The sequence below is a fragment of the Jiangella sp. DSM 45060 genome (genome assembly GCF_900105175.1).
Classification (GTDB): Bacteria; Actinomycetota; Actinomycetes; order Jiangellales; family Jiangellaceae; genus Jiangella.
The window spans coordinates 1070143-1095179 of sequence record NZ_LT629771.1 but is presented as its reverse complement, the minus strand read 5'-3'; the positions used below and the strand labels follow the sequence as shown (position 1 = coordinate 1095179).

General features: G+C 72.5%; 23 protein-coding genes. 6 read left to right on the top strand and 17 right to left on the bottom strand.

Annotated elements, in window-relative coordinates:
- Positions 1 to 19: 19 nt before the first annotated feature.
- Complete coding sequence (locus BLU82_RS04830; RefSeq protein WP_092616335.1) at positions 20 to 979, bottom strand: 2-hydroxyacid dehydrogenase; 960 nt, start codon at positions 977 to 979, stop codon at positions 20 to 22.
- Between the two features lie 56 nt (positions 980 to 1035).
- Here BLU82_RS04830 and BLU82_RS04825 point away from each other — a divergent pair, with 56 nt between their 5' ends.
- Entirely contained in the window at positions 1036 to 2160 is a 1125-nt protein-coding gene (locus BLU82_RS04825; protein WP_092625449.1) for a PQQ-dependent sugar dehydrogenase, read from the top strand.
- A 126-nt stretch (positions 2161 to 2286) separates the two neighbouring features.
- Positions 2287 to 3156 (top strand): DUF4097 family beta strand repeat-containing protein, encoded by an 870-nt coding sequence (locus tag BLU82_RS04820; RefSeq protein WP_092616332.1) that lies wholly within the window; start codon positions 2287 to 2289, stop codon positions 3154 to 3156.
- A 99-nt stretch (positions 3157 to 3255) separates the two neighbouring features.
- Here the strand turns inward: BLU82_RS04820 and BLU82_RS34660 are convergent, their stop codons facing one another.
- Positions 3256 to 4182: a hypothetical protein gene (locus BLU82_RS34660; protein ID WP_172885531.1), complete on the bottom strand. Its 927-nt coding sequence runs from the start codon at positions 4180 to 4182 to the stop codon at positions 3256 to 3258.
- 14 nt (positions 4183 to 4196) lie between these two features.
- On the bottom strand, positions 4197 to 4829 hold the full coding sequence (locus BLU82_RS04805) for a hypothetical protein (protein ID WP_092616324.1): 633 nt from the start codon (positions 4827 to 4829) through the stop codon (positions 4197 to 4199).
- Positions 4830 to 4992: 163 nt separating this feature from the next.
- Here BLU82_RS04805 and BLU82_RS04800 point away from each other — a divergent pair, with 163 nt between their 5' ends.
- Positions 4993 to 5214, top strand: coding sequence for a ribbon-helix-helix protein, CopG family (locus tag BLU82_RS04800; RefSeq protein ID WP_092616321.1), 222 nt, complete (start codon positions 4993 to 4995; stop codon positions 5212 to 5214).
- The gene (locus BLU82_RS04795) at positions 5211 to 5495 is read left to right on the top strand and encodes a hypothetical protein (protein ID WP_092616318.1); all 285 of its coding nucleotides are present in this window, start codon (positions 5211 to 5213) and stop codon (positions 5493 to 5495) included. The genes BLU82_RS04800 and BLU82_RS04795 overlap by 4 nt, the downstream gene beginning before the upstream one ends.
- A gap of 102 nt (positions 5496 to 5597) precedes the next feature.
- Here BLU82_RS04795 and BLU82_RS04790 read toward each other — a convergent pair whose 3' ends face one another.
- The 11 genes from BLU82_RS04790 to BLU82_RS04740 form a co-directional block, all read right to left on the bottom strand.
- Positions 5598 to 5984: a hypothetical protein gene (locus BLU82_RS04790; protein ID WP_092616315.1), complete on the bottom strand. Its 387-nt coding sequence runs from the start codon at positions 5982 to 5984 to the stop codon at positions 5598 to 5600.
- A gap of 39 nt (positions 5985 to 6023) precedes the next feature.
- A complete protein-coding gene (locus BLU82_RS04785; RefSeq protein ID WP_092616312.1) occupies positions 6024 to 6863 on the bottom strand; it encodes an LLM class F420-dependent oxidoreductase in 840 nt (279 codons plus the stop codon).
- A gap of 8 nt (positions 6864 to 6871) precedes the next feature.
- Positions 6872 to 7969, bottom strand: coding sequence for an FAD-dependent oxidoreductase (locus BLU82_RS04780; protein ID WP_092616308.1), 1098 nt, complete (start codon positions 7967 to 7969; stop codon positions 6872 to 6874).
- Positions 7944 to 8807 (bottom strand): NAD(P)-dependent oxidoreductase, encoded by an 864-nt coding sequence (locus BLU82_RS04775; protein WP_197682741.1) that lies wholly within the window; start codon positions 8805 to 8807, stop codon positions 7944 to 7946. Before BLU82_RS04775 ends, BLU82_RS04780 begins: the two co-directional genes overlap by 26 nt.
- Complete coding sequence (locus tag BLU82_RS04770; protein ID WP_092616305.1) at positions 8804 to 11005, bottom strand: FAD-dependent oxidoreductase; 2202 nt, start codon at positions 11003 to 11005, stop codon at positions 8804 to 8806. The genes BLU82_RS04775 and BLU82_RS04770 overlap by 4 nt, the downstream gene beginning before the upstream one ends.
- Before the next feature lie 5 nt (positions 11006 to 11010).
- Positions 11011 to 13329, bottom strand: a complete 2319-nt coding sequence (locus BLU82_RS04765) for a hypothetical protein (RefSeq protein ID WP_092616302.1) — start codon at positions 13327 to 13329, stop codon at positions 11011 to 11013.
- 11 nt (positions 13330 to 13340) lie between these two features.
- The gene (locus tag BLU82_RS04760; RefSeq protein WP_092616299.1) at positions 13341 to 15635 is read right to left on the bottom strand and encodes a hypothetical protein; all 2295 of its coding nucleotides are present in this window, start codon (positions 15633 to 15635) and stop codon (positions 13341 to 13343) included.
- A 55-nt stretch (positions 15636 to 15690) separates the two neighbouring features.
- Positions 15691 to 16560, bottom strand: coding sequence for a carbohydrate ABC transporter permease (locus BLU82_RS04755; RefSeq protein WP_092616296.1), 870 nt, complete (start codon positions 16558 to 16560; stop codon positions 15691 to 15693).
- On the bottom strand, positions 16557 to 17504 hold the full coding sequence (locus BLU82_RS04750) for a carbohydrate ABC transporter permease (RefSeq protein WP_092616292.1): 948 nt from the start codon (positions 17502 to 17504) through the stop codon (positions 16557 to 16559). Before BLU82_RS04750 ends, BLU82_RS04755 begins: the two co-directional genes overlap by 4 nt.
- A 20-nt stretch (positions 17505 to 17524) precedes the next feature.
- The gene (locus BLU82_RS04745) at positions 17525 to 18910 is read right to left on the bottom strand and encodes an ABC transporter substrate-binding protein (protein ID WP_157740583.1); all 1386 of its coding nucleotides are present in this window, start codon (positions 18908 to 18910) and stop codon (positions 17525 to 17527) included.
- Between the two features lie 86 nt (positions 18911 to 18996).
- Positions 18997 to 19989 (bottom strand): LacI family DNA-binding transcriptional regulator, encoded by a 993-nt coding sequence (locus BLU82_RS04740; protein WP_092616286.1) that lies wholly within the window; start codon positions 19987 to 19989, stop codon positions 18997 to 18999.
- A 169-nt stretch (positions 19990 to 20158) separates the two neighbouring features.
- Between BLU82_RS04740 and BLU82_RS04735 the strand changes: the two genes are divergently transcribed.
- Entirely contained in the window at positions 20159 to 21298 is a 1140-nt protein-coding gene (locus BLU82_RS04735; RefSeq protein WP_092616283.1) for a mandelate racemase/muconate lactonizing enzyme family protein, read from the top strand.
- 52 nt (positions 21299 to 21350) lie between these two features.
- Here the strand turns inward: BLU82_RS04735 and BLU82_RS04730 are convergent, their stop codons facing one another.
- A complete protein-coding gene (locus tag BLU82_RS04730) occupies positions 21351 to 22013 on the bottom strand; it encodes a DUF4097 family beta strand repeat-containing protein (protein WP_092616280.1) in 663 nt (220 codons plus the stop codon).
- Between the two features lie 206 nt (positions 22014 to 22219).
- Here BLU82_RS04730 and BLU82_RS04725 point away from each other — a divergent pair, with 206 nt between their 5' ends.
- Positions 22220 to 22936, top strand: a complete 717-nt coding sequence (locus BLU82_RS04725) for a helix-turn-helix domain-containing protein (RefSeq protein WP_092616277.1) — start codon at positions 22220 to 22222, stop codon at positions 22934 to 22936.
- On the opposite strand, the gene BLU82_RS04720 is transcribed toward BLU82_RS04725, so the two are convergent.
- Together BLU82_RS04720 and BLU82_RS04715 are read right to left on the bottom strand one after the other, a co-directional pair.
- Positions 22920 to 23651, bottom strand: a complete 732-nt coding sequence (locus tag BLU82_RS04720) for a M50 family metallopeptidase (protein ID WP_092616274.1) — start codon at positions 23649 to 23651, stop codon at positions 22920 to 22922. The genes BLU82_RS04725 and BLU82_RS04720 overlap by 17 nt on opposite strands.
- A gap of 12 nt (positions 23652 to 23663) precedes the next feature.
- The gene (locus BLU82_RS04715) at positions 23664 to 25034 is read right to left on the bottom strand and encodes a hypothetical protein (protein WP_092616271.1); all 1371 of its coding nucleotides are present in this window, start codon (positions 25032 to 25034) and stop codon (positions 23664 to 23666) included.
- Between the last annotated feature and the right edge of the window lie 3 nt (positions 25035 to 25037).

Genomic DNA, 25037 nt, shown 5'->3' with positions numbered 1-25037 from the left:
CACGTTACGCCGGTTCGGCTCAGGCTCCCGGGCCGACGACGACGTTCGCCAGCGGCTCGCCGGCCGCGAGCCGCGTCAGCTGCGACCGCACCAGCCGCCGCGCCCGCGGCAGGAACGCCGACGACAGGCCGCCGACGTGCGGCGAGATCAGCGCGCCGGGCAGCGTCCACAGCGGGTGGCCGGGCGGCAGCGGCTCGGGGTCGGTGACGTCCATGGCGGCGCGGATGCGGCCCGACCCGACCTCGGCGACCAGCGCGTCGGTGTCGACGATCGGCCCGCGCGCGACGTTGACCAGCACCGCGCCGTCGCGCATGCGGCTCAGGAACCGCGCGTCGACCATGCCGCGCGTCTCGTCCGTCAGCGGCAGGATGAGCATGACGACGTCGGCCCGGCCGAGCAGCTCGGGCAGCGCGTCGAACCCCGCGACGCCCTCGCGCGCCGTGCGGGCGACCTTGAGCACGTCGCACTCGAACGGCAGCAGCCGCGCCTCGATCGCCCGGCCGATGGCGCCGTACCCGACGATCAGCACGGTGCGGTCGGCCAGGGAGTCGTACCAGCCCTGCAGCCATTCGCCCTCGGGCGCGGCGCGGACGAACGCCGGGATGCCGCGCAGCGTCGACAGGGTCAGCGTCACCGCGAGCTCGGCGGTGCTGGCGTCGTGCACGCCGCGCGCGTTGCACAGTGTGAGGCCGTCGCGCAGGTACGGGACGACGTGCTCGTAGCCGGCGGTCAGCGTCTGGACGGCGCGCAGCTTCGGCATCCGCTCGATGAGGTTCACCGACGCCGACGGGAAGCCGTACGGCATGACGTAGTACTCGACCCGGTCGAGCACGTCCTGCCCCGGGATGTCCGAGGTGTCGGCGCTGGTCAGCATGTCGGGCCCGGTCGTCACCGTCGGCTCGCCGGCCCAGACGTGCACGTCGAGGCCGGGCGGCGGCGTCAACGAGTCGGCGCAGAACGGAATCAGGACGTCCACCATGGTCCTCGAACCTACCGCTCCGCGCGTGACACGATGGGGCGGTGTCCATCCGGCGGATGATCGCGGCCGTGGCGGCGCTGGCCGTGGCGGGCGCGTCCTGCTCGGGATCGTCGTCCCCGTCTCCGTCGTCGTCTCCCTCTCCCTCTCTGTCGGCCTCGCTGACGCCCGTCACGCCGACCCCGGCGACGCCCGCCGCGCAGCCCGGGCCCGTCACGCCGTCCGCGGTGGAGGAGATCGTGACCGGGCTGGCCGCGCCGTGGAGCATCGCGTTCGTCCCCGGTGGCGACGGACAGGCGCTGGTGACGCAGCGCGACGAGGGCACCATCGTGCTTGTCGACGCGGCCGGGACGGTGACGCCGGTCGGGCCGGTGCCCGGGGTCGACGGCAGCGGCGAGGGCGGCCTGCTGGGGCTCGCGTTCGACCCCGCGTCGCCGTCGGACCTCTACGTCTACGCGACCATGGGGTCGCAGAACGTGGTGCAGCGGACGACCTACGCGAACGGTGCGCTCGGGCCGTTCTCGCTGGTCCTGGACGGCATTCCGGCGGGGACGCGGCACGACGGCGGGCGGCTCGCGTTCGGGCCGGACGGCATGCTGTACATCTCGACCGGCGAGAGCGGGGTGCCGGACGACGCCCAGGACATCGGCAGCCTGGGCGGGAAGATCCTGCGCATCACGCCGTCCGGTGACGTTCCGGCCGACAACCCGTTCGACGGGTCGCCGGTGTGGTCGTACGGCCACCGCAACGTCGAGGGCCTCGCGTTCGACGACGCGGGCCGGCTGTGGGCGTCGGAGTTCGGCGACCGGTCGGCGGACGAGCTGAACCTCATCTCGCCCGGCCAGAACTACGGCTGGCCGTTCGTCGAGGGCATCGGCGGCGCGCCCGACTACGTCGACCCCGTCGTCGAGTGGCGGCCCACCTCCGAGGCGTCGCCGAGCGGGCTCGCGTACGTGCGCGACACGCTGTTCGTGGCGGCGCTGCGGGGTGAGCGGTTGTGGCAGGTGCCTGTTCTCGACGGCTCCGCGGGCGAGCCCGCCGCGTTCGTCACCGACCACGGGCGCCTGCGCGACGCCGTGGTCGCCCCCGACGGCACCCTGTGGGTGCTGACGAACAACACCGACGGCCGCGGCGACGCCCGGCCCGGCGACGACCGGATCCTGCGGCTGACGCTGGCGCCCTAGGTTCTTCGGCCTGGTCGGGGGACGTTTCGGGAGATCGCGGTCAGGGTGGTCCCCGGTCCCGGAATCAGGGGACGATCGTCACCGAGTCGGAGCCGCAAGTGATCGATTCGGTTCTAGCGTGGGGGCATGGCCAACGAGACGAGACCGGCGGGCGGGGGTGCGCCGGCGGGGGTGGGGGCGGGCGCGAGCTCGCCGGGTGCTGGCTCGCCGGGCGCGGGCTCGCCGGGCGCTGGGGTTCGCCGGCGGCCGATGCGGCGGGGGTTGTCGGTCGCCGGGATCGCCGCCGTCGCGTTCGCCGGCCTGACCGCGGTGTCGTGGATCACCCACTCGCAGGACTCCGTCACCGTCGACGAGCGGGTCGACCGCGTCGAGATCGACATCTCGTCCGGCCGCGTCGAGATCGTCGGGTCGCCGTCGGGTGAGACGCGGCTGGACTTCTCCGTCAAGTCGGGGTGGAGCCGCGACGGCGGCATCGACCACGCGGTGTCCGGCGGCGTGCTGCGGGTGACCGGCGGCTGCGACTCGGGGGTGTTCCCGGGCATCTGGTGCGAGTCCGACGTCACGATCACCGTCCCGGCGTCGGCCTCCGTCACGGCCGACGCGTCCGCCGGGACGCTGGTGGTGTCGGGGCTGTCCGGCGAGACGTCGCTGACCTCCGACGCCGGCTCGATCGAGGTGTCGGACCAGCGTGGCCCGCTGACCGTCCACTCGGCCGCCGGCTCCGTCCGCGTGACCGGCCTCGACGCCGACGTCGTCAAGGCGACGTCGAGTGCGGGCGACGTGGAGATCTCGGCGGTGTCGCCGCCGCGGTCGCTGGACGCGGAGTCCAGCGCCGGCTCCGTGCTGGTGTCCCTGCCCACCGACGTGTCCTACGACGTCGAGACCGACTCCGCGGTGGGGCGCGAGCTCGTCACGGTCGATTCGGTGCCGGGTGCCCGCCACGAAGTGCGCGCCTTCTCCAGCGCCGGCGCCGTCGAGGTCACCGGCCGCCGCTGACGTTCGCCGTCGCCGCTTGCCCGCGACGGCCCCTCAGCCGTGGCCGCTGGCCCGTCGACGGCCCCTCAGCCGTCGCCGTGACGCCCGCTCCCGTCCGCGTCAGTCGGTCTCGATCACCTGCCGCTCGCCGATGCGCACGTGCGCGGTCGCCGCCGGTCGCGGTGGTTCGAGCGTCCCCTCCGCCCCGGTGGACGCCGTCCACGTCGCCGTCCAGTTCGCCGTGGCCGTGACCGCATACGCCGCGTCGGGCTGGTCGCCGCTGGTCTGCGTGTAGACGTGCCCGCAACTCGGCGATGCCCTGACCCCGAGCCGCGGCGCATACACGTCCCCGGCCGACCCACACCTCACCCGCCGTCCGTCGCCCATGTCCCAGGTGACGCTCTCGACCTCGGCCACCACAGTCACCATCACTCCCCCGACCGTGCGCGATTCCTCCACCGGCCCCCACGTCGTCGGCCCAGGGTTCGCCACCCACATCCACACCGGCGCGCCGACCAGCCCGATGCTGCCGGGTGCCTCCTCCACCGGCCGCGGCGCCAGCCCCAGCTCCGGCTCCTCGAAGGTCATGCCCTCGAGCACCTGCTGCGCGACCGCCTCCGGATCCACCACCACCGGCTGTTCTCCCGGCGCGTCGGCGAGCCACATCAGGCCTCGTGCACCCCAAGCAACTGAACCGAGGGACCAGCTGCCAGCCAGCTTCCGCCACTCGTACATCCAGCCCTGGCTTACCGACCCTGCCCAATAGCCGAGATTGCTCAAGTCACCATCTGGGGGTCGATACCGCTCGTTGTGAGCCGGCGCCAACGCCCGTAGATACTGATCCAACTCGGGCATGAACACAAAACCATAGACCTCACAAGGAACATTAAGAACCAAGGGATCATGCTGGCTGCAACCGGTCACAGTCTCGTCCGGCGGGCCAAGGATCTCCTCACAGAAGGCGCCATTCCATGAGGTGCCCGGCGGGCAGTCCGTCTGCCTGACATCCGGCGAGGCGTGCGCACCGAAGACCGAGAGGACGATCACGGCTAGGGCCGGTCTCATGAACACGGCTCGTCCAGCGACACATCAATCCGCTCCAGGTGCCAGCCGGCGATCTCCGTTCCCGATTCAGGATCCGCGGCGGGGGCATGAACCCAGGTCATTCGCCAAACCTGGTACTCCGACGGCGGCACGGACAGTTCAGCTGCTGAGCCGTCGTAGTTCACATAGCCCAGCCGTGACATATCAAGGCACGCAACCGAAGTCGCCTGGTGGACACCTTGCGCCGTGACATCAAGGTCGACACCAGGCACCGAATGCGTGGCAACCGACGTGCGGCCGACCTGCTCGATCTCCGAGGCCCGCCATGCGGCGATCCAGTTCGCCAGGTCGGCATCGGCGGCGTCCTGCACTCGCCAACTCCCCACGAGATCGACGTTCCAGCCAGAGGTGCCGCCGTAGTCGCTGGCGTTGGCCTTGAAGTCGTCCCAGGCGGCGATCAGCTCCTCGAACGTCGCCTGGATGTCGGCCTCAGCCTGTTTCTCCGGCGTGAGCGTCGGCGGCGCGGTGATGGCCGGCTCCGTCGTCGCGGGAGAGGACGGCGCAGACGCGCCGCCACCGCCGCCGTCGCTGCAGGCGGCGGCGAGCAGGACGACCGCCACCACCATCGTCAGGCGTTGTGTTGCGAGCATTCGCGCACTCCTGTGACCACGGCCGGGCGGATGATCTTACGGCGGCCCTCGCGGCAACGAGCAGCACCCCGAGCAACCGTCCTGTCATCTATAGGTGCTTTCCGGAGCCCGAACGTGACAGCCACCCTGGCACAAGCGGTACGACGATGGATAAGATGCTGGTATGGCCAAGGAGAAGATGACCGTCACCCTCGACCCGTCGACCCTGGCCGACATCGACGCCGATGCGCGGCAGGCGGGGCTGAACCGGTCGGAGTTCGTCGAGCGGGCGCTGCGGCGCGAGCACTACCGCCGCCTCCTCGAGCGGGTCAGTCGCCCAACGCCGGACGCGGCAGAAGAGCGGCAGCTGCGCGACCTCCTCAGCTGGCAGCGCAACCCGTCGTGAACCCGGGCGAGATCTGGCGGCTCGAGGACGGGTCGCTGCGCATCGTGCTGAGCAACGCGATCTACAACTCCAGCCAGCTCAACCAGGTCATCACGGCCGTCGTCGGGCCGCCACCGGAGCAGTTCGAGCCGTTCGCCGTCGCCACGGACGCGGGGACGGTGTTCGCGGACCGGCTGGCGATGCACCCGCGCCACTGGCTCACCCAGCACGTCGCCACCCTGACGGCGCGGCAGCTGGCCGACGCGCGGCGGCACCTGACCTTCCTGCTGCACGACGACTGACGGCCGCCGCGCTCGAGTCCGGCGACGCTGCCGACACAGCATGCGTCGGCCGTGACGAGGTGCCGATGCCGCCCGGGTGATCGCTGATCGTGCTGGGCCGCGTCAGGCGACGGCGCTGCCGAGCACCTGGGCGGCCGCCTCGTGATCGTCGACGCACAGGACGGCGACGAACTGGGAGTCGGACACCCGCACTGGCAGGAACACCTCGACGTTCACCCCGGCGTCGGCGAGCTTGCGGAACGTCGCGGCGCCGGCGCCGGGAGCGTTCTTCAGCCGCACCGTCAACGCGTCGCGCTCGGTCGCGTCGAGCCCCGCGTCGCGCAGCGCCGACCGCGCCGCGGCCTCGTCGTCGGCGATGAACGCCACCGTGCCGGAGTCGCCGTGCGCCAGCCCGCAGATCACCAGGTTGACGTCGCGCGCGGCCATCACCTCACAGACGTCGGCGAGCCGCCCGGGATGGTCCTGGAACTCGATGGTGAAGGCGCTCATGACGCTCACCTCCTACGAACGGGAGCCTACTCCCGGGCGTCAGCCGATCGACCGCAGCCGCGGCAGCAGCTCGGCGGCCGCGGTGGCCTGCGCCTCGGCGGTGCCCGCCTGCGTGATGAGGATGACGTCGTCGGCGCCGGCCCGGGCGTACGCCTCGACCTCGGCGAGGACGGCGTCGGGCTCGGCGCCGAGCGGCCGCTGCACCGTCCGCCGGATCTGCCCAGGATCGCGCCCGACGTCGGCGCAGTGGGCGTCGAGCACGCCGGACAGGTCGGCGAACGTCTCGGGGTCGACGTCGGCGCTCGCGTTCCAGGCGTCGGCGTACTGGGCGGTGATGCGCAGGGTCCGCTTGCGCCCGGTGCCGCCGATCCAGATCGGCGGGTACGGCGACTGGACCGGCTTCGGCTCGGCGACGGCGTCGTCGATGGTGTAGTGCCGGCCGGCGAAGGTCGTGCGCGGCTGGGTCCACAGCGACCGGATGATCTGGCAGGCCTCCTCGAGGCGGCCCAGCCGCTCCCCCGCGGTGCCGAACTCCAGGCCGAACATGGTGTGCTCGTACTCCGCCCACGCCGCGCCGAGGCCGAACTCCAGCCGCCCGCCGGACAGGTGGTCGACGGTGGTGGCCGTCTTCGCGAGCACGCCCGGATGCCGGTACGTGTTGCCGGTGACCATGCAGCCGATGCGCACCCGCGACGTCGCCTCGGCCATCGCGGCCAGCAGCGCCCACGCGTCGAAGATGTCGCCGTCGATGTCGTCGCCGATGGTGGCGAAGTGGTCCATGTTCCACACGTGGTCGAAGCCCGCGTCGTCGGCGACCCGCCACACCGCGCGGTACTCGTCGATGGGGGCCTGCTGGCTCAGCTTCAGTCCGTAGCGCACCGCGCCAGTCAAGCAGCCGTGACGTCCGAAGGCGAGTGCTCCAGCAGCTCCTTGATCTCGAGCGCCGCGTCGCGGCCGGCGCGGTTGGCGCCGACGGTGCTGGCGGAGGGGCCGTAGCCGACCAGGTGGATGCGGGGATCGCGCACGACGCGGGTGGCGGACATGCGGACGCCGCCGCCGGGTTCGCGCAGGTGGAGCGGGGCGAGGTGGCCCAGGGCGGCGCGGAAGCCGGTCGCCCACACGATGACGTCCGCGGGCACGACGGAGCCGTCGGCGAACTGCACGCCCGACGGGACCAGCCGGGTGAACATCGGCCGCGGGTTCAGCACCCCCTTCTCCATGGCCTCGCGGACGACGGACGTGTAGCCGAGCCCGGTGACGGCGACGACGCTCAGGGGCGGGAGGCCGGCCCGGACCCGGGCGTCGACGTCGGCGATGACGGCGCGGCCGTCGGCCGGAGTGAAGTCACCCGAGCGGAAGTCCGGCGGGCGCCGGGTCACCCACGTGACGGAGGCCGCGACGTCGGCGACTTCGGAGAGGACGTGCGCCGCGGAATGCCCGCCGCCGACCACGACCGCCCGAGCGCCGGCGAACGACGACGGCCCGCGGTACTGCGACGAGTGCAGCTGCTGGCCCCGGAAAGAGGACGCCCCCGGGTAGTACGGCCAGTGCGGACGGGTCCAGGTGCCGGTCGCGTTCGCGATCGCCCGCGCCGTCCACGACCGGCCGTCAGCGGCGACGACCGACAGGCGCCCGTCCGGCAGCGAACGCACCGACGTCACCCGCACCGGCCGCAGGACGGGCAGCGCGAACCGCCGCTCGTAGTCGGCGTAGTACCGCCCGACCACCTCCGACGCGGGCAGCGCGGCCTCATCAGAAGAAGCGACGCGATGGGCGCCGGGCAGGTCGAACACCCCGTGCACCTTGGCCATGGTCAAGGTCGGCGGCCGCGACGCCCACGCGCCGCCCGCCACCGGCGAGCCGTCGAACACGACGAACGACAGCCCGAGCCGCTGCAGGTGGTACGCCGTCGACAGCCCGGCCTGGCCGGCCCCGATCACCACCACGTCCACACCAACGTCAACCAGCGGCGGGCTCAGAACCATCCTGGTAGGGGTACCGAGCGGCGAAGCCGAACAGCCGCCGCGCCGCCGACGTGTCCACCGGCACCGCCCGCCCGGGCAGCGGCCGCCGCACCGGAACGTCCGGCAGGTACCGCCGCAACAGCTCGGCGGTCGGCACGGGCACCAGGGTCGACGGCGCCGCCACGTGCACGACGTGCGCCCGGCCGTCCTCGACACCCAGCGCCGAGAGGGCACAGAGGGCGGCGTCGCGCACGTCCAGGTACGACCACAGGTCCCGCACCCCGCGCGACGGATCCTCCGTCAACGTCCGCGCGTGCTCCGCCAGCCGCTCGTCCACCCCGCCGACGAACGGGTACCGGACGGCGACGACGGTGAGCCCGTGCCGCCGCGCCATCATCGCGGCGGTCAGCTCGTCGGCCTGCTTGGACAGCCCGTACGGGTCCTCGACGACGGCCGGCAGCGCCTCGTCGACCGGCAGGTACGCGGGCGGCACGAACGTCCGCGTCCACGGCAGCCCGGTCGCCCCGAACGAGCTGGCGATCACGGCCCGCCGCACCCCCGCCGCACCGGCCGCCTCCAGGACGGTGAACGTCGCCCGGGTGTTGCCGGCGAACACCTCGACGGGGGTGTCGTAGTGCGGCGCGGGGCGGGCGGCCAGGTGGATGACGGCATCCACCCCGGCCACCGCCGCGCCCACGGCGGCGACGTCCTCCGCCGACCCGACGACGACCCGGGACGCCTCCAGGTCGCCCGGGTCGCCCAGCACCAGCGCCGTCGCCTCGATGCCCCGGGAGGACAGCAGCGAGAGCACCGCGCGCCCGATGCGCCCGGCGGCGCCGGTCACCAGCACGTGCCTCACGGCGCGTACGCCCGCAGCGCGACGACGTGCGCGTCGGGCGCGCCGTTGGTCGCCGTCACGACCACCCGCAGCGCGGTGCACGTCACCGCCGTCGCCAGCTCGTGCACCCGCCGCCGGCGACGGTTCGAGGTCACCGACACCACCGGCTCCCACGCACCGTCCACCAGCGCCTCGACCACGTAGTCGCGGACCAGCGGCGGCGGCACCGGGAACGGCGTGCGGTGCCGGTGCAGGTTGATGAGGTCCTCGTCGACGTCGTCGTCGCCGATCAGCTCGACCCGGCCGATGGTCACCGGCGACTCCCACGTCAGCCGCAGCCAGGCCGGCAGTCCAGACGACACCCAGGTGTGCGGCCCGGCGAACGGCCGCAGGTACCCGTCGACGGCCTTCTCGGGTGCGAACGCGGACGAGCCGCCCGCACGGAAGCAGAACGTCCGCCGCAGCAGCTCGCGGTTCGTCCACTCGCGCAGCGGCTGCGGCCGCTCGTCCTGCGGGCGCAACGGCCGCCGGGTGAAGCTCAGCACGCCCGGCGCCGGCCGGTCGGCCACGTACAGCGACACCCCGGAAGCGGCCCGGACCAGCACGAACGCGTTCCGCGGGGTGTCGGGCGCCCACGCCAGGTCGAACCGGACCCACTGCTTCGACCCGGCCGGCACCGGCGCGGAAAGCGTCGACACCAGCGTCCGCGGCACGTAGTTCTGCCCCGGCCCCGGGTCGTGCAGCTCGACGGTCAGCGAGGTGTCGGCCTCGGCGTCGACGAGCAGCTCCAGCACCGGCAGCGACGGGTCCACCGGCAGCACCAGCCCCGCGTCGGCGTCCAGCGGCCACGCCGACGACCCGTCCTCCACCGCCAGCGACGACAGGGCGCCTGACGCCGTCACCGTGGCAGCCGAGGCCAGGTCGGAGGAATCGACGAGCGGCAGCCCCACGATCGCCGCGTCGTTGCGCAGCAGCGTCCGCTGCAGCTCGCCGACGTCGACGGCCCGCGGCTCGATGTCAGAAGCGACCGCGAGCGCCGCCGCCGTGCCGGCCGCCTCGCCCATGACGGCGGTGGTGGCCTGCACCCGGGTGGTGCCGAACGCGACGTGCGACGCGGACACGTTGCGCCCCGCCAGCAGCAGGTTCGTGACGTTCTTCGAGTACAGGATGCGGTACGGGATGTGGTAGATCCCGTCGGCGTAGCGCTGCTTCGCGCCCTCCTCTTGCGCGTACATGCCGCCGGGCGGGTGCAGGTCGATGGACCAGCCGCCGAACGCGACGCGGTCGTCGAACTCGGTCTGCTGCAGCACGTCGTGCTGGGTGAGCACGTAGTCGCCGACGAAGCGCCGGTACTCCCGCTTGCCGGGCACGGACCCGACCCACTCCAGCGTCAGGTTGTCGACGTCGGAGAACGACCCCGAGTTCTTGATGTGGTCCCAGATCCCGTACACGACGGCCCACAGCTCGTCGCGGATCGCCTCGTTGTCGTGGACGGTGTCCAGCTCGCCGCCGAACTCGATCCACCAGTACGCACAGCCGTTGTCCGACGCCCGGATGACGCGGCGCGACGGGATCGACGTCGCCGCGATGTCCTTCGTGAACGACGGCGGCACGAACCGGCTCGGCTCGCCCGCGTCCTTCGAATAGAACAGCAGCGTGCTGCCCAGCGTGATCTCGTCTGCCACCTCCGGCGCCCACGGCTCGTCGTACTCCGAGCGCGCCTCCCGGCCGATCCGGAACTCCGCACCGGCCAACGCGCCGACCAGCCCGTCGCCCGTGCAGTCGAGGAACACCGGCCCGGTGAACGTCGTCAGCAGCTCCGACCCCATGGTCCAGCCGGTCACCGACTCGATCCGGCCATCCGACGCGGACACCTCGCGCACGTCCGTGTTGAGGTACAGCGAGATGTTCGGCTCGGCCCGCACGGCGTCGAGCACCACCGCGTCCCAGTAGTACGGGTTGCCCTCGGGGTTGCGGTACTGGTTCTCGACGAACAGCTCGCCCATGATGCCGGTCTCGCGGGCGTGGTGGTTGCGGCCGTGCGCCGTCGCGCCGACCACCCACACCCGGATCTCGCTGGACGAGTTGCCGCCCAGGACCGGGCGGTTGTTGATCAGCGCGACGGAGCGCCCGAGGCGGGCGGCGGCGATGGCGGCGCACACGCCCGCCAGCCCGCCGCCCACCACGGTCACGTCGTGCCGGACCTGCTGTTCGCGCATCGAGCTCAGCCCTCCACCGGACGGTGCGTGATCGACGAGACCCGGCGCTCCGGCTGGTCGCCGAGGCCGAAGTAGACCCGCGGGGTGCCGTCCAGGACGACGCCGACGGTGCCGCGCGACGCGGTGACGGTGCGCTCGCGGCCGAGCACGTCGACCTCGCGCAGCCGCGCACCCAGGAACGCGACGTCGGTCTTGGTGGGCCAGTCGTCCTCCCACGCCTCCGGGTGCGGGTAGTACGCGTCCTCACCGTGCGCGGCGTTGAGGAAGTAGCCGTCCGTGCGGGTCCACAGGATCGACATCTGCCCGTCCGGTGTCTCGAACAGCAGCCCCTTCACGTCCTCGTCGTCGAACGACAACCACCGCACGAACGTAGCGCCCTCCAGCAGCCGGGTCGCGGTGGCGTACGCGAGCAGCGACGGCTTCGCGCTGGTGTCGCGGTTCATCAGCCCGAAGTGGTACTCCGGGTTCGTGGGGTTCGCCTTCTGCGGCTGGTGGATGATGCTGTCGTGCAACTGGTACCAGTTGACGCCGTCGACCCCCTCTGACATGGCCAGCGCGAGCGTGAGCAGCACGTTCTCGGCCGACTGGCGCATGGTGTCGTTCCACCAGTGGTTCGGCCGGGTGCACGAGTAGGCCTCGGTCAGCCACAGCTCCTTGTCGCCACCGTACTCGTCGAGGCGGCGGCGGGCCTCGCGCAGGCCGCCGAGGAAGTTCCAGTAGCTGCCGTTGCTGCCCTGCTCCCAGTCCTCCGGCGGCGGGGCGTAGTCCGGGGTGAAGTTGCCACGGCCGGGGTGGAACGCGAACACGTCGATGAGGTCCCAGCCGCCGTTGGCGTGGAAGTTGTCCAGCCAGTTGACGTCCATGCCGCCGAGGCCGGTGTTCATCACCTTGACGTCGGAGCCGACCTCGGCCAGCCGCTCGACCACCGGGCGCAGGCCGTCGCGGATGTACTCCTCGGTGAACTGACCGGACATCCACGGCTGGTTGCGCTCGTTGTCGACCTCGAAGTAGTGCGCGCCGGCGTCGACGACGACGTCCACCAGGTCCGCCGCCCAGGCCTTGACCTCCTCCGGCGGCGCGTCGAACACGACGTCGCCGTGCTGGATGTTCGGCATGATGCCCATGGCCTCCAGCTCGGCCGGCGGGATGCCGGGCGCGCCGTTGTAGGCGATGCGCACCGACGCGACTCCGATCCGCTTCAGCAGCGCGGCGACGTCGTCCTTGCTCGGCTGCAGCAGCCACGGGTAGTTGGCGATGCCGACCCTGCCGCCCGGCTGGTACGCGTACGGACGCAGCGACGCCAGCGTGGTGCGCGCGAACGCCTCGTCGTCGCCGGCGGCGACCCGGACCTCGACGAACACGATGCCCTGCTCAGGCGACGGGAACTCGACGGTGCGCTGGTCGACCCCGCCTGCGGAAAGCCGCAGCGTCTGCTGCCCGCTGGCGACGACGGCGCCGTCGAAGTCGCGGCCCCACCAGCTCAGCTCGACGTCGCGCGCGGCGGCGCCGCCGTTGACGGCCTGCGCGTGCACGGCCATCGCGTGACCAGGGCCGTCCCACAGGTTGAACGGCTGGTCGGTCCAGATGTCGATGCCCAGCGGTCGCGCCTGGGCCAGCGCGTTCGCCGCGGCCGGGCGCAGGTCGCCGATGACGACGTCGACGTCGTGCACCAGCACGTCGCCGTCGTACGTGCCGGCGACGTGCACCCACTCGCCCGCGCTCCAGGCCGGGTTGCTGTCGGCGATGCGCAGGAACCCGGCGGTGTCGGGCCAGCTGCGCGCGTAGATGACGCCGTCGTTGGTCTCGTACGGCACGCCGCCGCCGCTGTCGCGGTTCCAGCGGGTCAGCGCCTTGGTGGTCTCCGGGCCGGCGTCGCCGACGGCCACGCGGTGGAACTGCGAGTTCAGGTACAGCTGGTTGCCGCTGGTGGCCTCCCAGCGCACGTGCAGGCGGTGCGCGGTGACGTCGAACGTGGCGCGGACGGCGATGCCCACGCCGGTGCTGCCCATGCGGTAGTCGACCCGGATCGCCGGGCGCCCGTCCGGCAGCGTGATCGCCGACGGCGTGCCGCTGTAGGTGCGCTGCTGCCCGAGCACGGTGTCTTTGACCATGAAGTGCGCCAGCTTCAGCCGCTGCACGCCGGCGCCGTCGGCGACCGTCACCGCGCCGTCGGTCCCCGCGGTGACGACGATGCCGTCCGCGCCGATCGTGACGGGCTCGGCGGCGGCCGCCTGCGCGACCACCCCCGGCAGCAGCCCGGCGCCGACGGCCACCGATCCCGCGGCGCCGACGAACGTCCGGCGGGTCAGGTGGAGTTCTCCCATGTCAGGTCCTCTCAAACGGGGTACGTGGCGGTGGTGGTCAGTTCGAGGCCGACGACGATGCGCGGCGCGCCGTCGAGGGTGACGGTGACGCGCCCGCCGGCGGCGGTGTGCAGGGTCTCCTGGCCGATCGCGTTCACTTCGCGGACGGTGGTGGTCGCGGCGGGGGTGGGCAGCGACACCGGGGTCTTCGTCGGCCACGGGTCCAGCCACGGCTCGGGGGTGCGGTAGTAGTCCGGGTTGGCGGGGTCGCGGCGGGCCGGGTCGTTGTTGAGCACGTAGCCGTCGTGGCGGGTCCACAGCACCGCGAACGTGTCGAACAGCAGGCCCTTGACCTCGGGGTCGCTGAACGTGACCCGCCCGAGGTACTCGGCCTGGTCGATGAAGCGGGCCGCCGTAGCGAAGGCCAGCAGCGACGGCTTCGGGCTGCGGTCGCGGACCAGCAGGCCGAAGTGGTACTCGATGTCGCCGGGGTGCGCCTCGCGCGGCTGCTGCTCGATGCCGTCGTCGAGGGTGTACCAGGTGACGCACCGGACGTCGTACGCCCGGGCGAACATCAGCTGCAGCAGCACGTTCTCGGCGGCGTGCCGGTAGGTGTCGGTCCACCAGCGGTTCGGCAGCGTCGACGCGTACGCCTCGGTCAGCCACAGCTCCTTGCGACCGTCCGGCGTGCTCGCGCGTGCGGCGTCAGCCTTGCGCAGCGAGCCGATGAAGTTCCAGAACACCGGCAGGCGGTCGCCGTCGGGCTCGAGCCACGGCTCCGGCGGGGAGTAGTCGGCGACGTAGTTGCCGCGGCCCGGGTGGTACGCGAACACGTCGACCTCGCCCCAGCCGCCGGCCGCGCCGAACCCGTCCAGCCAGACCGAGTCCATCCCGGCGAGACCGCAGGTCATCACCTTGAAGGTGGCGTCGGGCCGGTTCCGCATGACGGAGCGCAGCGGGCGCAGCGCCCCGTCGACGTACGCCGCGGGGCTGACCCCCGGCGAGGGGAGGTTCAGCTCGTTGCCGCACTCGTAGTAGCGGGCGCCGGCGGCCACGCACAGGTCGACCATGCTCCCCGCCCAGGCCGCGGGGTCGGCGGGCATGCCCTCGTCGAAGTCGCCGAGCTGGACGTTGTGCAGCAGCCCGTGCCGGTCGAGGTCGGCCGGCGGGATGCCGGGTGCGCCGGCGTACGCGGTGCGCACCCACTTCATCCCGATCAGCTTCAGCAGCGCGGCGGTCTCGTCCGGACCCGGGCCGCTGAGCAGCCACGGGTAGTTCGAGACGCCGAACCTGCTGGCCGCGCCGGCCTGGTAGGTGAACGGCGCCAGCACCGCCAGGTTGGTGCGGGTGAAGGCCGTCGCGGTCCCGTCGGTCACCTCCGCCTCGACGAACGCGATGTCGCGGCCGCCCAGAACCACGTCGAACGACGTGTTCCAGACCGTCCGCGGCGACACCGTCACCGGTCCGGCCGTCCCGCTCTGCACCGCGCCGTCCCACGTGCGGGCGGTCCAGGACAGCCGGACCTCGCGGTCGGCGCTCTCCGAGTTCACCACCTGCGCGTTCACCGTCTTCGCGCCACCCGACGGCCAGACGTGGAACGGCTGGTCCGCCCACAACTCGACGCCGAGCGGGGTGACGATGTCGCGGGCGATGACGCCGGCCGCGTGCGGGCGCATCAGGCCGGGCACCAGCACCGCCTCGGTGACGTACCCGCCGCCGGACGCGACGCCGGGCGCGTTCAGCCAGGTGTCGTCGCCGAACCCGGGCGTGCTGTCGCGCAGCCGCAGCAGCAGCCGGGTGTCGGCGTAGTCGAACGCGTAGCCGGCGCCGTGCGTGGTCTCGTACGGGATGCCACCGCCGGGCTCGCGGTTCCACAGCGCCACCGGCCGGTACGTCATCGTGGCGCCGACCGTGGTGCGGGCGATCGCGAACTGGTCCGGCGCTGCCCCGGCGCCCGCGACCTCCCAGCGGATCCGCGCCTTGCGCAACCCCACGACGGCCACCGCGCGCACCGTCACGGACGGATCCTGGGTGACGTACACGACGGTCAGCTCGGTGCCGCCGTTCGTCGTCACCGACGAGGCGCCGAACGTGCGGGCGCTGTTGGAGTACTTGAAGTGCGTGAGCGTCAGCCGGTGCACCCCACCGGCGTCGAGCAGACGGATCGCGCCGCTCGCGGTGTCGGCGGCCAGCGTGACGGTGCCGGCGGGGTCGGTGACGGTGACCTCGGCGGCGTGCGCCGTGGCCGGCAGCGACGCGGCCAGCAGGCCACCGCCGCCGGCCGCGAGCGAGCCGCGGACGAACGTGCGTCGGGATACCTCGGGCATGGTGCGTCCCTTCTTCTTCGTCGAAGTGCGGACGGTGCCTACAGCACGGGCTGAGTCAGCCCTTCACCCCCGTGAAACCGAGGCCGGCGACGATCTGGCGCTGGAAGGCCAGGAAGACGAGCACCGGCGGGACCAGCGCGAGCACCATCGCGGCGATCAGCTGGTCCTGTGGCGCCTGGCCGGCCAGCACCGTCAGCGCGACGGCGATCGGCTGCTTCTGCGGGTCGGCGATCGCGACCAGCGGCCAGATGAAGTCCTTCCACGAGTGCATGACGGCGAGCAGGCTGATGACGGCGAGGATCGGCCGGCTCATCGGCAGCACGATGCTCCACAGCAGCCGCCAGGTGCCGGCGCCGTCGACCTTCGCCGCGTCGAACAGCTCCTTCGGCAGCGCGTCGAAGAACCCCTTCGCCAGCAGCACGTTGAACGCGTTGGCGCCGGCCGGCAGCCAGATCGCCCAGTACGAGTTGGCGATGTTGATGCCCAGGATCGGCAGGTCGATGATGGTGAGGAACAGGCTGACCATCGACACCGTGTACGGCACGAACATCGTGGCCAGGATCGCGCCGTACACGTACGGGCCGATCCTCGGCCGCAGCACCGACAGCGCGAACCCAGCCGTCGCCGCCACGAACAGCTGCACGGCCCACGAGCCGAGCACGATCCAGAAGCTGTTCAGCACGTACCGGCCGACCTCCAGGTCGTCCCACGCCAGCGAGAAGTTGGCCCAGCGCGCGTCGGCCGGCCACAGCGCCAGCGGGTTCGTCACCAGCTCGGTCGGCGACGACACCGCGCCCTTGAACGCCCAGTACAGCGGTCCGAGCCCGATCAGCACCAGCGCGATCAGGGTGAGGCCGTGGACGGTGAACAGCGCGCGGCGGGTGCCCGGCCGGCGGCGGCTGGTCTCGGAGACGAATCCGCTCATGACTTGCTCCAGCTCCGGGTGGCCCGCAGGTACACCGCCGACATCAGGGCGAGCGCGAGGGCGAGCAGGAAGGCCAGCGCCGCGGCCTGCCCGTAGTTGCCCTGCTGGAACCCGTAGCGGAAGATCAGCAGGAGGACGGTGGTGGTGGAGTTCTGCGGCCCGCCGCCGGTGAACACGTACGGCTCGGTGAACACCTGCACGGTGTTGATCAGCTGCCAGAGCAGCAGCAGCGCGATCACCGTGCGCAGCTGCGGCAGCATGACGTGCCAGATGCGCTGCCACAGGTTGGCGCCGTCGATCTCGGCCGCCTCGTACAGCTCCTGCGGGATGCCGACCATCGCGGCCAGGTAGATGAGGACGGTGCCGCCCATGCCGGCCCAGGTCGACTCCAGCACCAGGCTGAGCATCGCGGTGTCCGGCGACTCCAGCCACGGGTACGGCCCCAGCCCGACCTTGCCGAGCAGCTCGTTGAACAGGCCGGCGCCCGGGTCGTAGAACCACTTCCACAGCAGCACCGACACCACCGGCGGGATCACCACCGGCAGGTAGACGAGGAACCGGTACATCCCGCCGAGCCGGCGCACCGTCGACAGCACCGACGCCAGGATCAGCGGCGCCGGGAACCCGATCAGCACACCCAGCCCGACGAACAGCAGCGTGTTCTGCACCGCCGTGCCCAGCAGCGGGTCGGCGAACAGCGCCTGGAAGTTGTCCAGGCCGACCCACTCGCTGCTGCCCATCAGGTCGGTCCGCTGGAAGCTGATGATCAGCCCGCGGACGATCGGCCACCACGCGAACAGGCCGAAGATCGCGATCGCGGGGAGCAGGAACAGCAGCCCGGTGAGCTCCCTGCGCCCGCCGGCCCGCCACCGGCGGGAGCGGGCGGCCCGGACCTGCCGGTCCGCCTGCTCCTCGTCCGGACGGGTGACCGTCGCCGTCGTCACTGGTTCTCGTCTCCCGTGGGTTACTGGGCGGCTTCGAGCTGCCGGTTGGCCTCGTCCTCGGCCGCCGCGAGCAGCGCGTCGACGTCGGCGTCGGGGTCGGTCAGCACGGCCTGCACGACCGGGTCGAGCACCTGGTAGAGCCCCTGCGCGTTGAGCGGCGGCTCCGGCTTGAGCTCCAGCTCCGGCGTGCCGGTGAGGTACGGCTGGAAGTTCTCCAGCTCGACGTTGACGAACGGCGCGACGGCCTCGTTGATCAGCTGCTGCTGCGCGTCGTCGAACATCGGCAGCACCGGGACGCCGACCGCGGCGGCCGGGTCCTGCGCCAGCGCCTCGGCCTCGGCGGCCGCGGTCTCCGGGTCGTACTGCGGCTCGGCGTAGTAGAACACCATCCACTCGACGGCGGCCGCGGCGCGGTCCTCCGGCACCGACGCCGGGACCATGAAGATCTCGCCGCCGCTCATGGTGGCGTCGCCGCCGGCCTGCGGCATCGACGTGACGCCGTAGTTCGCGGTGTCCTCCATGCCGAAGTTCTGCTTCGCCAGCCGGTAGGTGCCCGGCGTGCCCATGAACATGCCGACCTGCCCGGCCGCGAACTGGCGGATGACGTCGTCCTGGTTGAGCAGCTGCGTCTCGCCCATCGACTGGTCGGTCCAGCGCATCTCGCGCAGCAGGCCGAGCGAGTCGCGGACGGCGTCGTTCTGGAAGTCCGCGACGTAGGTGTCGCCGTCGGCCTTCTCCAGCTCGCCGCCGTGCGCGTACGCCATCATCGTCAGCTGCCAGCCGCCCTGGCCGTCCTTCGACTCGTGCACGAAGCCGGCCACGCCGGTCGCGGCGCTGATGGCCTGCGCGGCGGTGCGGACGTCGTCCCAGGTCGCCGGCGGGGTGTCCGGGTCGAGGCCGGCCTGCTCGAACAGCGCCCGGTTGTAGACCAGGCCCAGCGCGAACGGCGAGCGCGGGATGCCGTAGACGTCGCCCTCGGCGTCGGAGATGGGCTCCAGCACCTGCGGGTTGATCTCGTCGGCGTGCTCCCACTCGTCGAGGTACTGCGTGATCGGCTGCACCTGGCCGCGCTGGATCAGGCCCTGCGGCTCGGTCAGCGGCACCCTGATGACGTCCTCGACGCCACCGCCGGCCAGCAGCGCGGAGAACGTCTGCGGGTCGTACTCGTTGGTCGACGCCTCGATCTGGATGTCCGGGTGCAGTTCCTCGAACTCGGCGATCTTCGCGTTGAACTGGTCCTGCCCGGCCTGGTCGGTGCCCGGCGGCAGGCCCTGGACGCGGATGGTGACGGTGCCGCCGTCGCCGTCGCCGCTGCCGCCGGCGTTGTCGTCACCGCCACAGGCGGCGAGCAGGGCGACGCTGCTCAGCAGCAGCGCGCCGAGGCGAAGCGGGCGTGGTCTGGCCATGGATGTCATGTGCGCTCCCAAGGACTTCCTCGTACCTGGAGATGGACTCTGCTATCTGGAGTGGGGCCGGCGCGGGCGCCGGTGGATTACCGCTGCGGATCGCGCCGGACCGGCCCGGTCGTGCCGCGCGGGATCAGCCGCGACCCGACCTGGACCACCGGCGTGGCGGGCTCGCGCTCATGCACGAGCCCGATGAGCAGGTCGACCGCCCGGCTGGCGATCTCGTCCGGGTCGATGCGGATGGTCGTCAGCGACGGCGTGGACACCGACGCCAGCAGCGTGTCGTCGATGCCGACCACGCTGACGTCGCCCGGCACGGCGGCGCCGAGCGCGGCGAGCTGGTGCAGCACGCCCATCGCGACGAGGTCGTTGTGCGCCAGCACCGCGGTCGCCTGGTGGGCGAGGACCAGCGGCGCGGCGTGCACCCCGGTCTCGAACCGGGGCTCGTACGGGCCGATCTCGATCAGCGACAGGCCGTGCGCGTCGAACGCGGCCCGGATCGACTTCGACCGCGACTGGTCCGGCCGGTTGCCGTTGCCGTCGACGAAGACGCACCGCTGGTGGCCGTACGCCTTGAGGTGCTCGGCGGCCTGCGCCATGCCGTCGGTGAGCGAGACGTGCACCTCGCTGACGCCCGGCACCTGGCGGTTGACCAGCACGACGGGCATCCGCTCGGCCAGCTCGGCGAGGCGGTCCTCCGGCAGCATCGACGCCCAGAGCACCAGCCCGTCGACCTTCTTCGACACCGCGGCGATGGTCTCGAGCTCGTCGGCCTCGCGCTCGTCGCTGTCGGCCACCAGCAGGGTGTAGCCCAGCCGCTTGGCCCGCTCCTGCATCGCCTTGAAGATCGGCGGGAAGAACGGGTTGGTGATGTCCGGGATCAGCAGCCCCAGCGTTTCGGTGCGGCCCTCGCGCAGCGACCGCGCCGCCTGGTTGGGCGTGTAGCCGAGCTTCTCGGCGGCGGCCACGACCCGCTGCCGGGTGGTGGCGTTGACGAGGTCCGGCGTGTTGAGCGCGCGGGACACCGTCGAGACGGAGACCCCGGCGGCCTTGGCGACCGCGCCGATAGTGACGGCCATGTGGCTCCTCCTCGACGCTGGGTGGACGGGTGACGCGGCGGCAGCATTGCAAACGTTTCTGATGTGTGTCAAGAGGTGTCTATGCAGTGAACTGACGCATAGGGTACGGTGCTGACCGCCGCGATGAGTGATTTGCGGGATCGTTTTCAACGAAGGGACGCCGAAGCCCATGAAGATCACCGGGTGCGAAGTGCTCACCCTCCCCGACCACGGCGACAGCATGATGCTGGTCGCGGTCGACACCGACGAGGGCATCCACGGCCTGGGTGAGGTCGGCATCCGGACCCGGCAGCGCGCGGTGGCCGGCGGCATCGAGCACCTGGCCGAACTGGTCGTCGGCGAGGACCCCACCCGCATCGAGCACCTGTGGCAGGTCATGTTCCGGCGCGGGTTCTTCCCGTCCGACCGGTTCCTGTCCGCCGCGATCGCCGCCATCGACGTCGCTCTCTGGGACATCCGCGGCAAGGCGCTGGGCGTGCCGGTGTACGAGCTGCTCGGCGGCCAGGTCCGCGACGCGGTGCCGTGCTACGTCCATGTCGGCGACCAGCACCGCGAGCTGCCGGCGTTCCTGGACCGCTGCCGGCAGCTGGTCGAGGACGGCTGGCGGCACCTGCGCTTCGCCGCGCCGCACGACGACGGCGTCCTGGACCAGCGGGCCAGCATGCGCGCGTCGATCGCGATGATGCACGCGGCCCGCGAGGCGCTGGGTGACGAGATCGAGCTGATCCTCGACGTTCACACCCGGCTGGACCCGCCGGAGGCGGTGACGCTGTGCCGCGAGATCGAGGCGGCCCGGCCGTACTTCGTCGAGGACCCGCTGCGGTCGGAGTCGCTGGACAGCTACGAGATGCTGCGGCTGCGCACCGGCGTGCCGCTGGCCACCGGCGAGGTGTACGGCTCGAAGTGGGAGTTCCAGCGGCTGATCGAGCGCGACCTCATCGACTACGCGCGGGTCGACGTCGCGGTGGCGGCCGGGCTGACCGAGGCGAAGAAGATCGCCGCGTTGGCCGAGACCCACTACGTCAAGCTGGCCACCCACAACCCGCTCGGCCCCGTCACGGCGGCCGCGTCGCTGCACCTCAACCTGGCCTGCCCGAACGTCGGCGTCCAGGAGCACCAGGTGGCGCCCGAGCCGGCGACGGCCGCGCTGTTCACCGCCCGGCCGACGGTGCGCCCGGGCTGGGTGGAGCGCAGCGAGCTGCCCGGCCTCGGCGTCGACATCGACCGCGAGGCCGCCCGAAAGCTGCGGGCGGCCCCGGCCGAGCGGCCGCACCTGCGCACCCCGGACGGCGCCTACACGAACTGGTGAACGTGCGTCGGGCCGGCGGAGACGTGCTCCGCCGGCCCGGGCTGCGCACCGCTCAGAGGCTGTGCGCGGAGATGTCGCCGGTGATGGTGGTGGCGCGGACGGTCAGGGCGGTCTCGCCGTCGTTCTTCAGCGAGTTCTGGATCCGGCCGACGGTGGTGCCGGCGTCCAGCGCGGCGGAGACGCCCGGGGCGGCGCCGACCGACAGGTCGCCGACCTGGGTGGACAGCACGACGCTGCCCTCGCCGGCCTCGGCGATCGCGATGTCGCCCTTGGCCGCGCTGACCTCGGCGTTGCCGGTGAGGCGGCCGACGCTGACGTCGCCGGCCTGGACGGCGAGGCGGACGTTCGCGGCCTCGTCCAGCTTGATGTCGCCGGCCGCGCCCTTGAAGGTGACGTCGCCGAGCCGGCCGACGCCGCGGAGCTCGGCGGCCGCGACGGTCGCCTCGACCCGCGAGCCCGCGGGCAGCTGCACCGTCACCTCGACGGCGCCGGAGCTGCCGAGGATCCGGTGCTTCACGACCGTCTCGACGCGCAGGACGCCGTCGCTGTAGGCGACCGTGGTCTGCTCGGCCTGCTTGACGTCGCGGTTCTTCGAGGGGTCCATCGGCCGGACCTCGACAGCGGTGTCGGCGCGGTCGGCGGCGATGACCTGGAGGCGGCCCGCGGGGATCTCGAGGACGGCCGTGATCGGGGTGGCGGTGTCGAAGGTCTGCATGGTGTTCAGCTCCTGGTGTCGTTGTTTCCGATAATGGAAACGCTACGTTGCATTCACTATCTTGGCAACACTGTCGTTGCATGTTGATCGCGTTCGTGCAGTTCAATCAGCCACAATCGTTGCAACGGTTGACGAACTAACGCAACGCGACGCGTTGCAATGGCGAGAAGTGAACGCTATGCTGGCGGCCGACGGAGGAGGTCACGATGCCGGGAGGCAGGCTCACCCAGCGGGAACGCCAGCAGATCGCGCAGGGCCTGGCCGACGACCTCCCCTACGCCGAGATCGCCCGGCGGCTGGACCGGCCGACGTCGACGATCACGCGCGAGGTCATGCGCAACGGCGGTCCCACCGGCTACCGCGCCGACGTCGCCCACCGGGCCACCGAGCGGCGCGCGCATCGCAGCAAGCCGGCCGTGCCGGCCGGGCCGCGGCCGGCGCCGTCCGAGCACGGGCGCGACCCCGACGTCGTCCGCGCCTACGAAGAGTCGTTCACCGCCCTGCTGCAGCAGCAGGGCCTCCCCCGCATCGCGGCCCAGGTGCTGACCTGCCTGTTCACCACCGACGCGGGCAGCCTCACCGCAGCCGAGCTGGCCGGGCGGCTGCGGGTCAGCCCAGCCTCGGTGTCGAAGGCCATCACGTTCCTGGAGCGCCAGGGCCTCGTCGTCCGCCGGCGCGACGAGGGCCGGCGCGAGCGCTACGTCGCCGACAACGACGTCTGGTATCAGTCGATGATCGCCACCGCCCGGGCCAACGCCCAGCTCGCCGAGACCGCGCGGCAGGGCGTCGGCGTGCTCGGCCGCGACACCCCGGCCGGCGTCCGGCTGGAGAACATCGCCCGCTTCGTCGACTTCGTCAGCGAGAGCATCGCCCGCTCCGCCGAGCAGGCCCGCCAGGTCCTCGGGCCTAGTCGAGAGCCGTGAGCACCGAGGCGACGTTGAACCAGACGCACGCGCCGATGACCAGCGCGAACGTGAACAGCCAGACGCCGCCGGGGATGGCGGTGCGGCGGCCCATGAGGTAGGCGTCGCTCTGCTGGACGCCGCGGCCGCTGGTGTGTGCCCGGACGACGGCCCACAGGCCACGCACCGCGCCCACCGTCAGCAGCCAGGCGAACGCGTACACCACCACCGTGCACAGCCAGGCCGACCCGTACCAGCCGACCAGCCCGAACGCGACCCCCGTCGTGAGCACGACGGCCACCGTCAGCCAGCTGCGCGACAGCAGGAACACCAGCGCGAGGCAGACCACCAGCACACCGAGCGCCAGCCGCGCCCACCCGTGCGTGGCCGACCACACCAGCGCCCACCCGACGACGGCCGGGGCCGGGTAGCCCCACCACATCGTCCAGAGCGTGCCGGGCGTGCTGTGCGACCAGAAGTTCGTGGCGCCGGAGAGGTCGCCGCGCACCGTCACGCCGCGCAGCCGGAACCCGGCCGTCAGCGCCGCGACGACGTGGCCAAGCTCGTGCACGATCGTGACCGGGTACCCGGCCAGCCGCCAGGCCGGCCCGTACACCGCCAGCACGACGCCTGCCAGCGCGAACCCCAGCACGACGGACGACGGCATGGTCGCCAGCGTCTCGTCGACCCGGACGTCCGCGAACCAGCCACGCACACCGTCGGTCGCCTCCGCCATCACCGCCCGACCCTAACCCGTTCCCTCCCAGAGGTCGTCGAAGCCGTGGCAGAGCTGCGGCCGGAACGCCAGCAGCGCGGGCCGCAGCTGGTGCGCCGGCATCCGCACGGGCGACCCGTTGCCCGGCCACGCGTCCCGGCCGCGCGGTTCGAGGTCGTGCCGGTAGGTCAGCCGCAGCCGGGTCGCCGGGTAGCCGACCAGCCGCCCGGTGCCGACGGCGTCCGGCCCGGCGTGCTCGGACGCCGCCGCGTCGGCGCCGACGCCGGGCAGCGGCACCGGCAGCGGCGGGTTCTCGTGCAGGTAGAGGTCGACGACGCGGCGGCGACCGGCCCGAGAGGGGACGGCGTCGAAGGCGCGCCGCGTGACGGCGGCCTGCACCCAGTCCCAGCCGACGGTGCTGCGCTCCAGCGCCCGCGGCCGCCACCGCCGCTTGCGGACGATCTGCAGCCCGTCGGCCGACACCAGGATCCCGACGCCGGCCGTGGCCCGCGGCAGCAGCCACAGCGTGACCGGCAGCGTCAGGCAGCAGAACAGCACCGGCACCAGCAGCACCAGCGCGACCAGCCCGGCCGCGACCGTCGGCAGGCCGAACGGGTCGTTCATCAGGTAGACGCCGCCGGCGAGGACCGCGACCTGCGCCAGGATCGCCAGCAGCAGCCGCGGCCATGGCTCGCCGTGGTCCAGCCAGACCGGTCCGGCCGAGCGCGGCACCTCCGGCGGCTCCGGCGACGTCGCTGCCGCGGGACGGTCCGGCCTCGGCAGCGCGACGGGACGCGGCCCGGCGGCCTGTGGCGGCGTGAACCACTGGTCCACACCGGTGCCCGCGTAGAACAGGTCCGGCCGCCACGCCGCCACCGCTTCGGCGACGTCGCGTGAGACCGGCTCGCCGAACCGCAGCCGCGGGGCCGGGATCCGGACGCCCTCGATCGACGTGTCCGCCTCGACGGCGATCTCGGCCGCGGCGAACGCCGGCAGGCGGGGCACGTCGCGGGTGAGGTACAGCTCGAGCAGCTCGCCGGGGCCCGGCGCATTGACGACCTGCACGTCGTCCCAGCCGACGCGGGCCCGGCCGCCCCGGTGCCACCACTTCGGGTGCTCGACGACGTCCATCCCCTCGGCGCCGACCACCAGCTCCCGCCGGTTCGTCGCGCCCGGCAGCCGGAACACCGTCCGCGCCGTCAACGCCATCAGCAGCAGGACGAACGCCGCGGCGGTGAGCGTCAGCGCGCGGGTGCCGGCGTCCCACAGCTCGTCGGGGTCCCACCCGGTCAGCGCGCCCAGCGGCACGGCCAGCATGAGGCAGACCAGCGCCAGCAGCACCAGCCATCCGGCCCGGACGGCGACGCCCGGCGCCGCGACCGGCACGGTGCGGGCGTCCTGCACCTG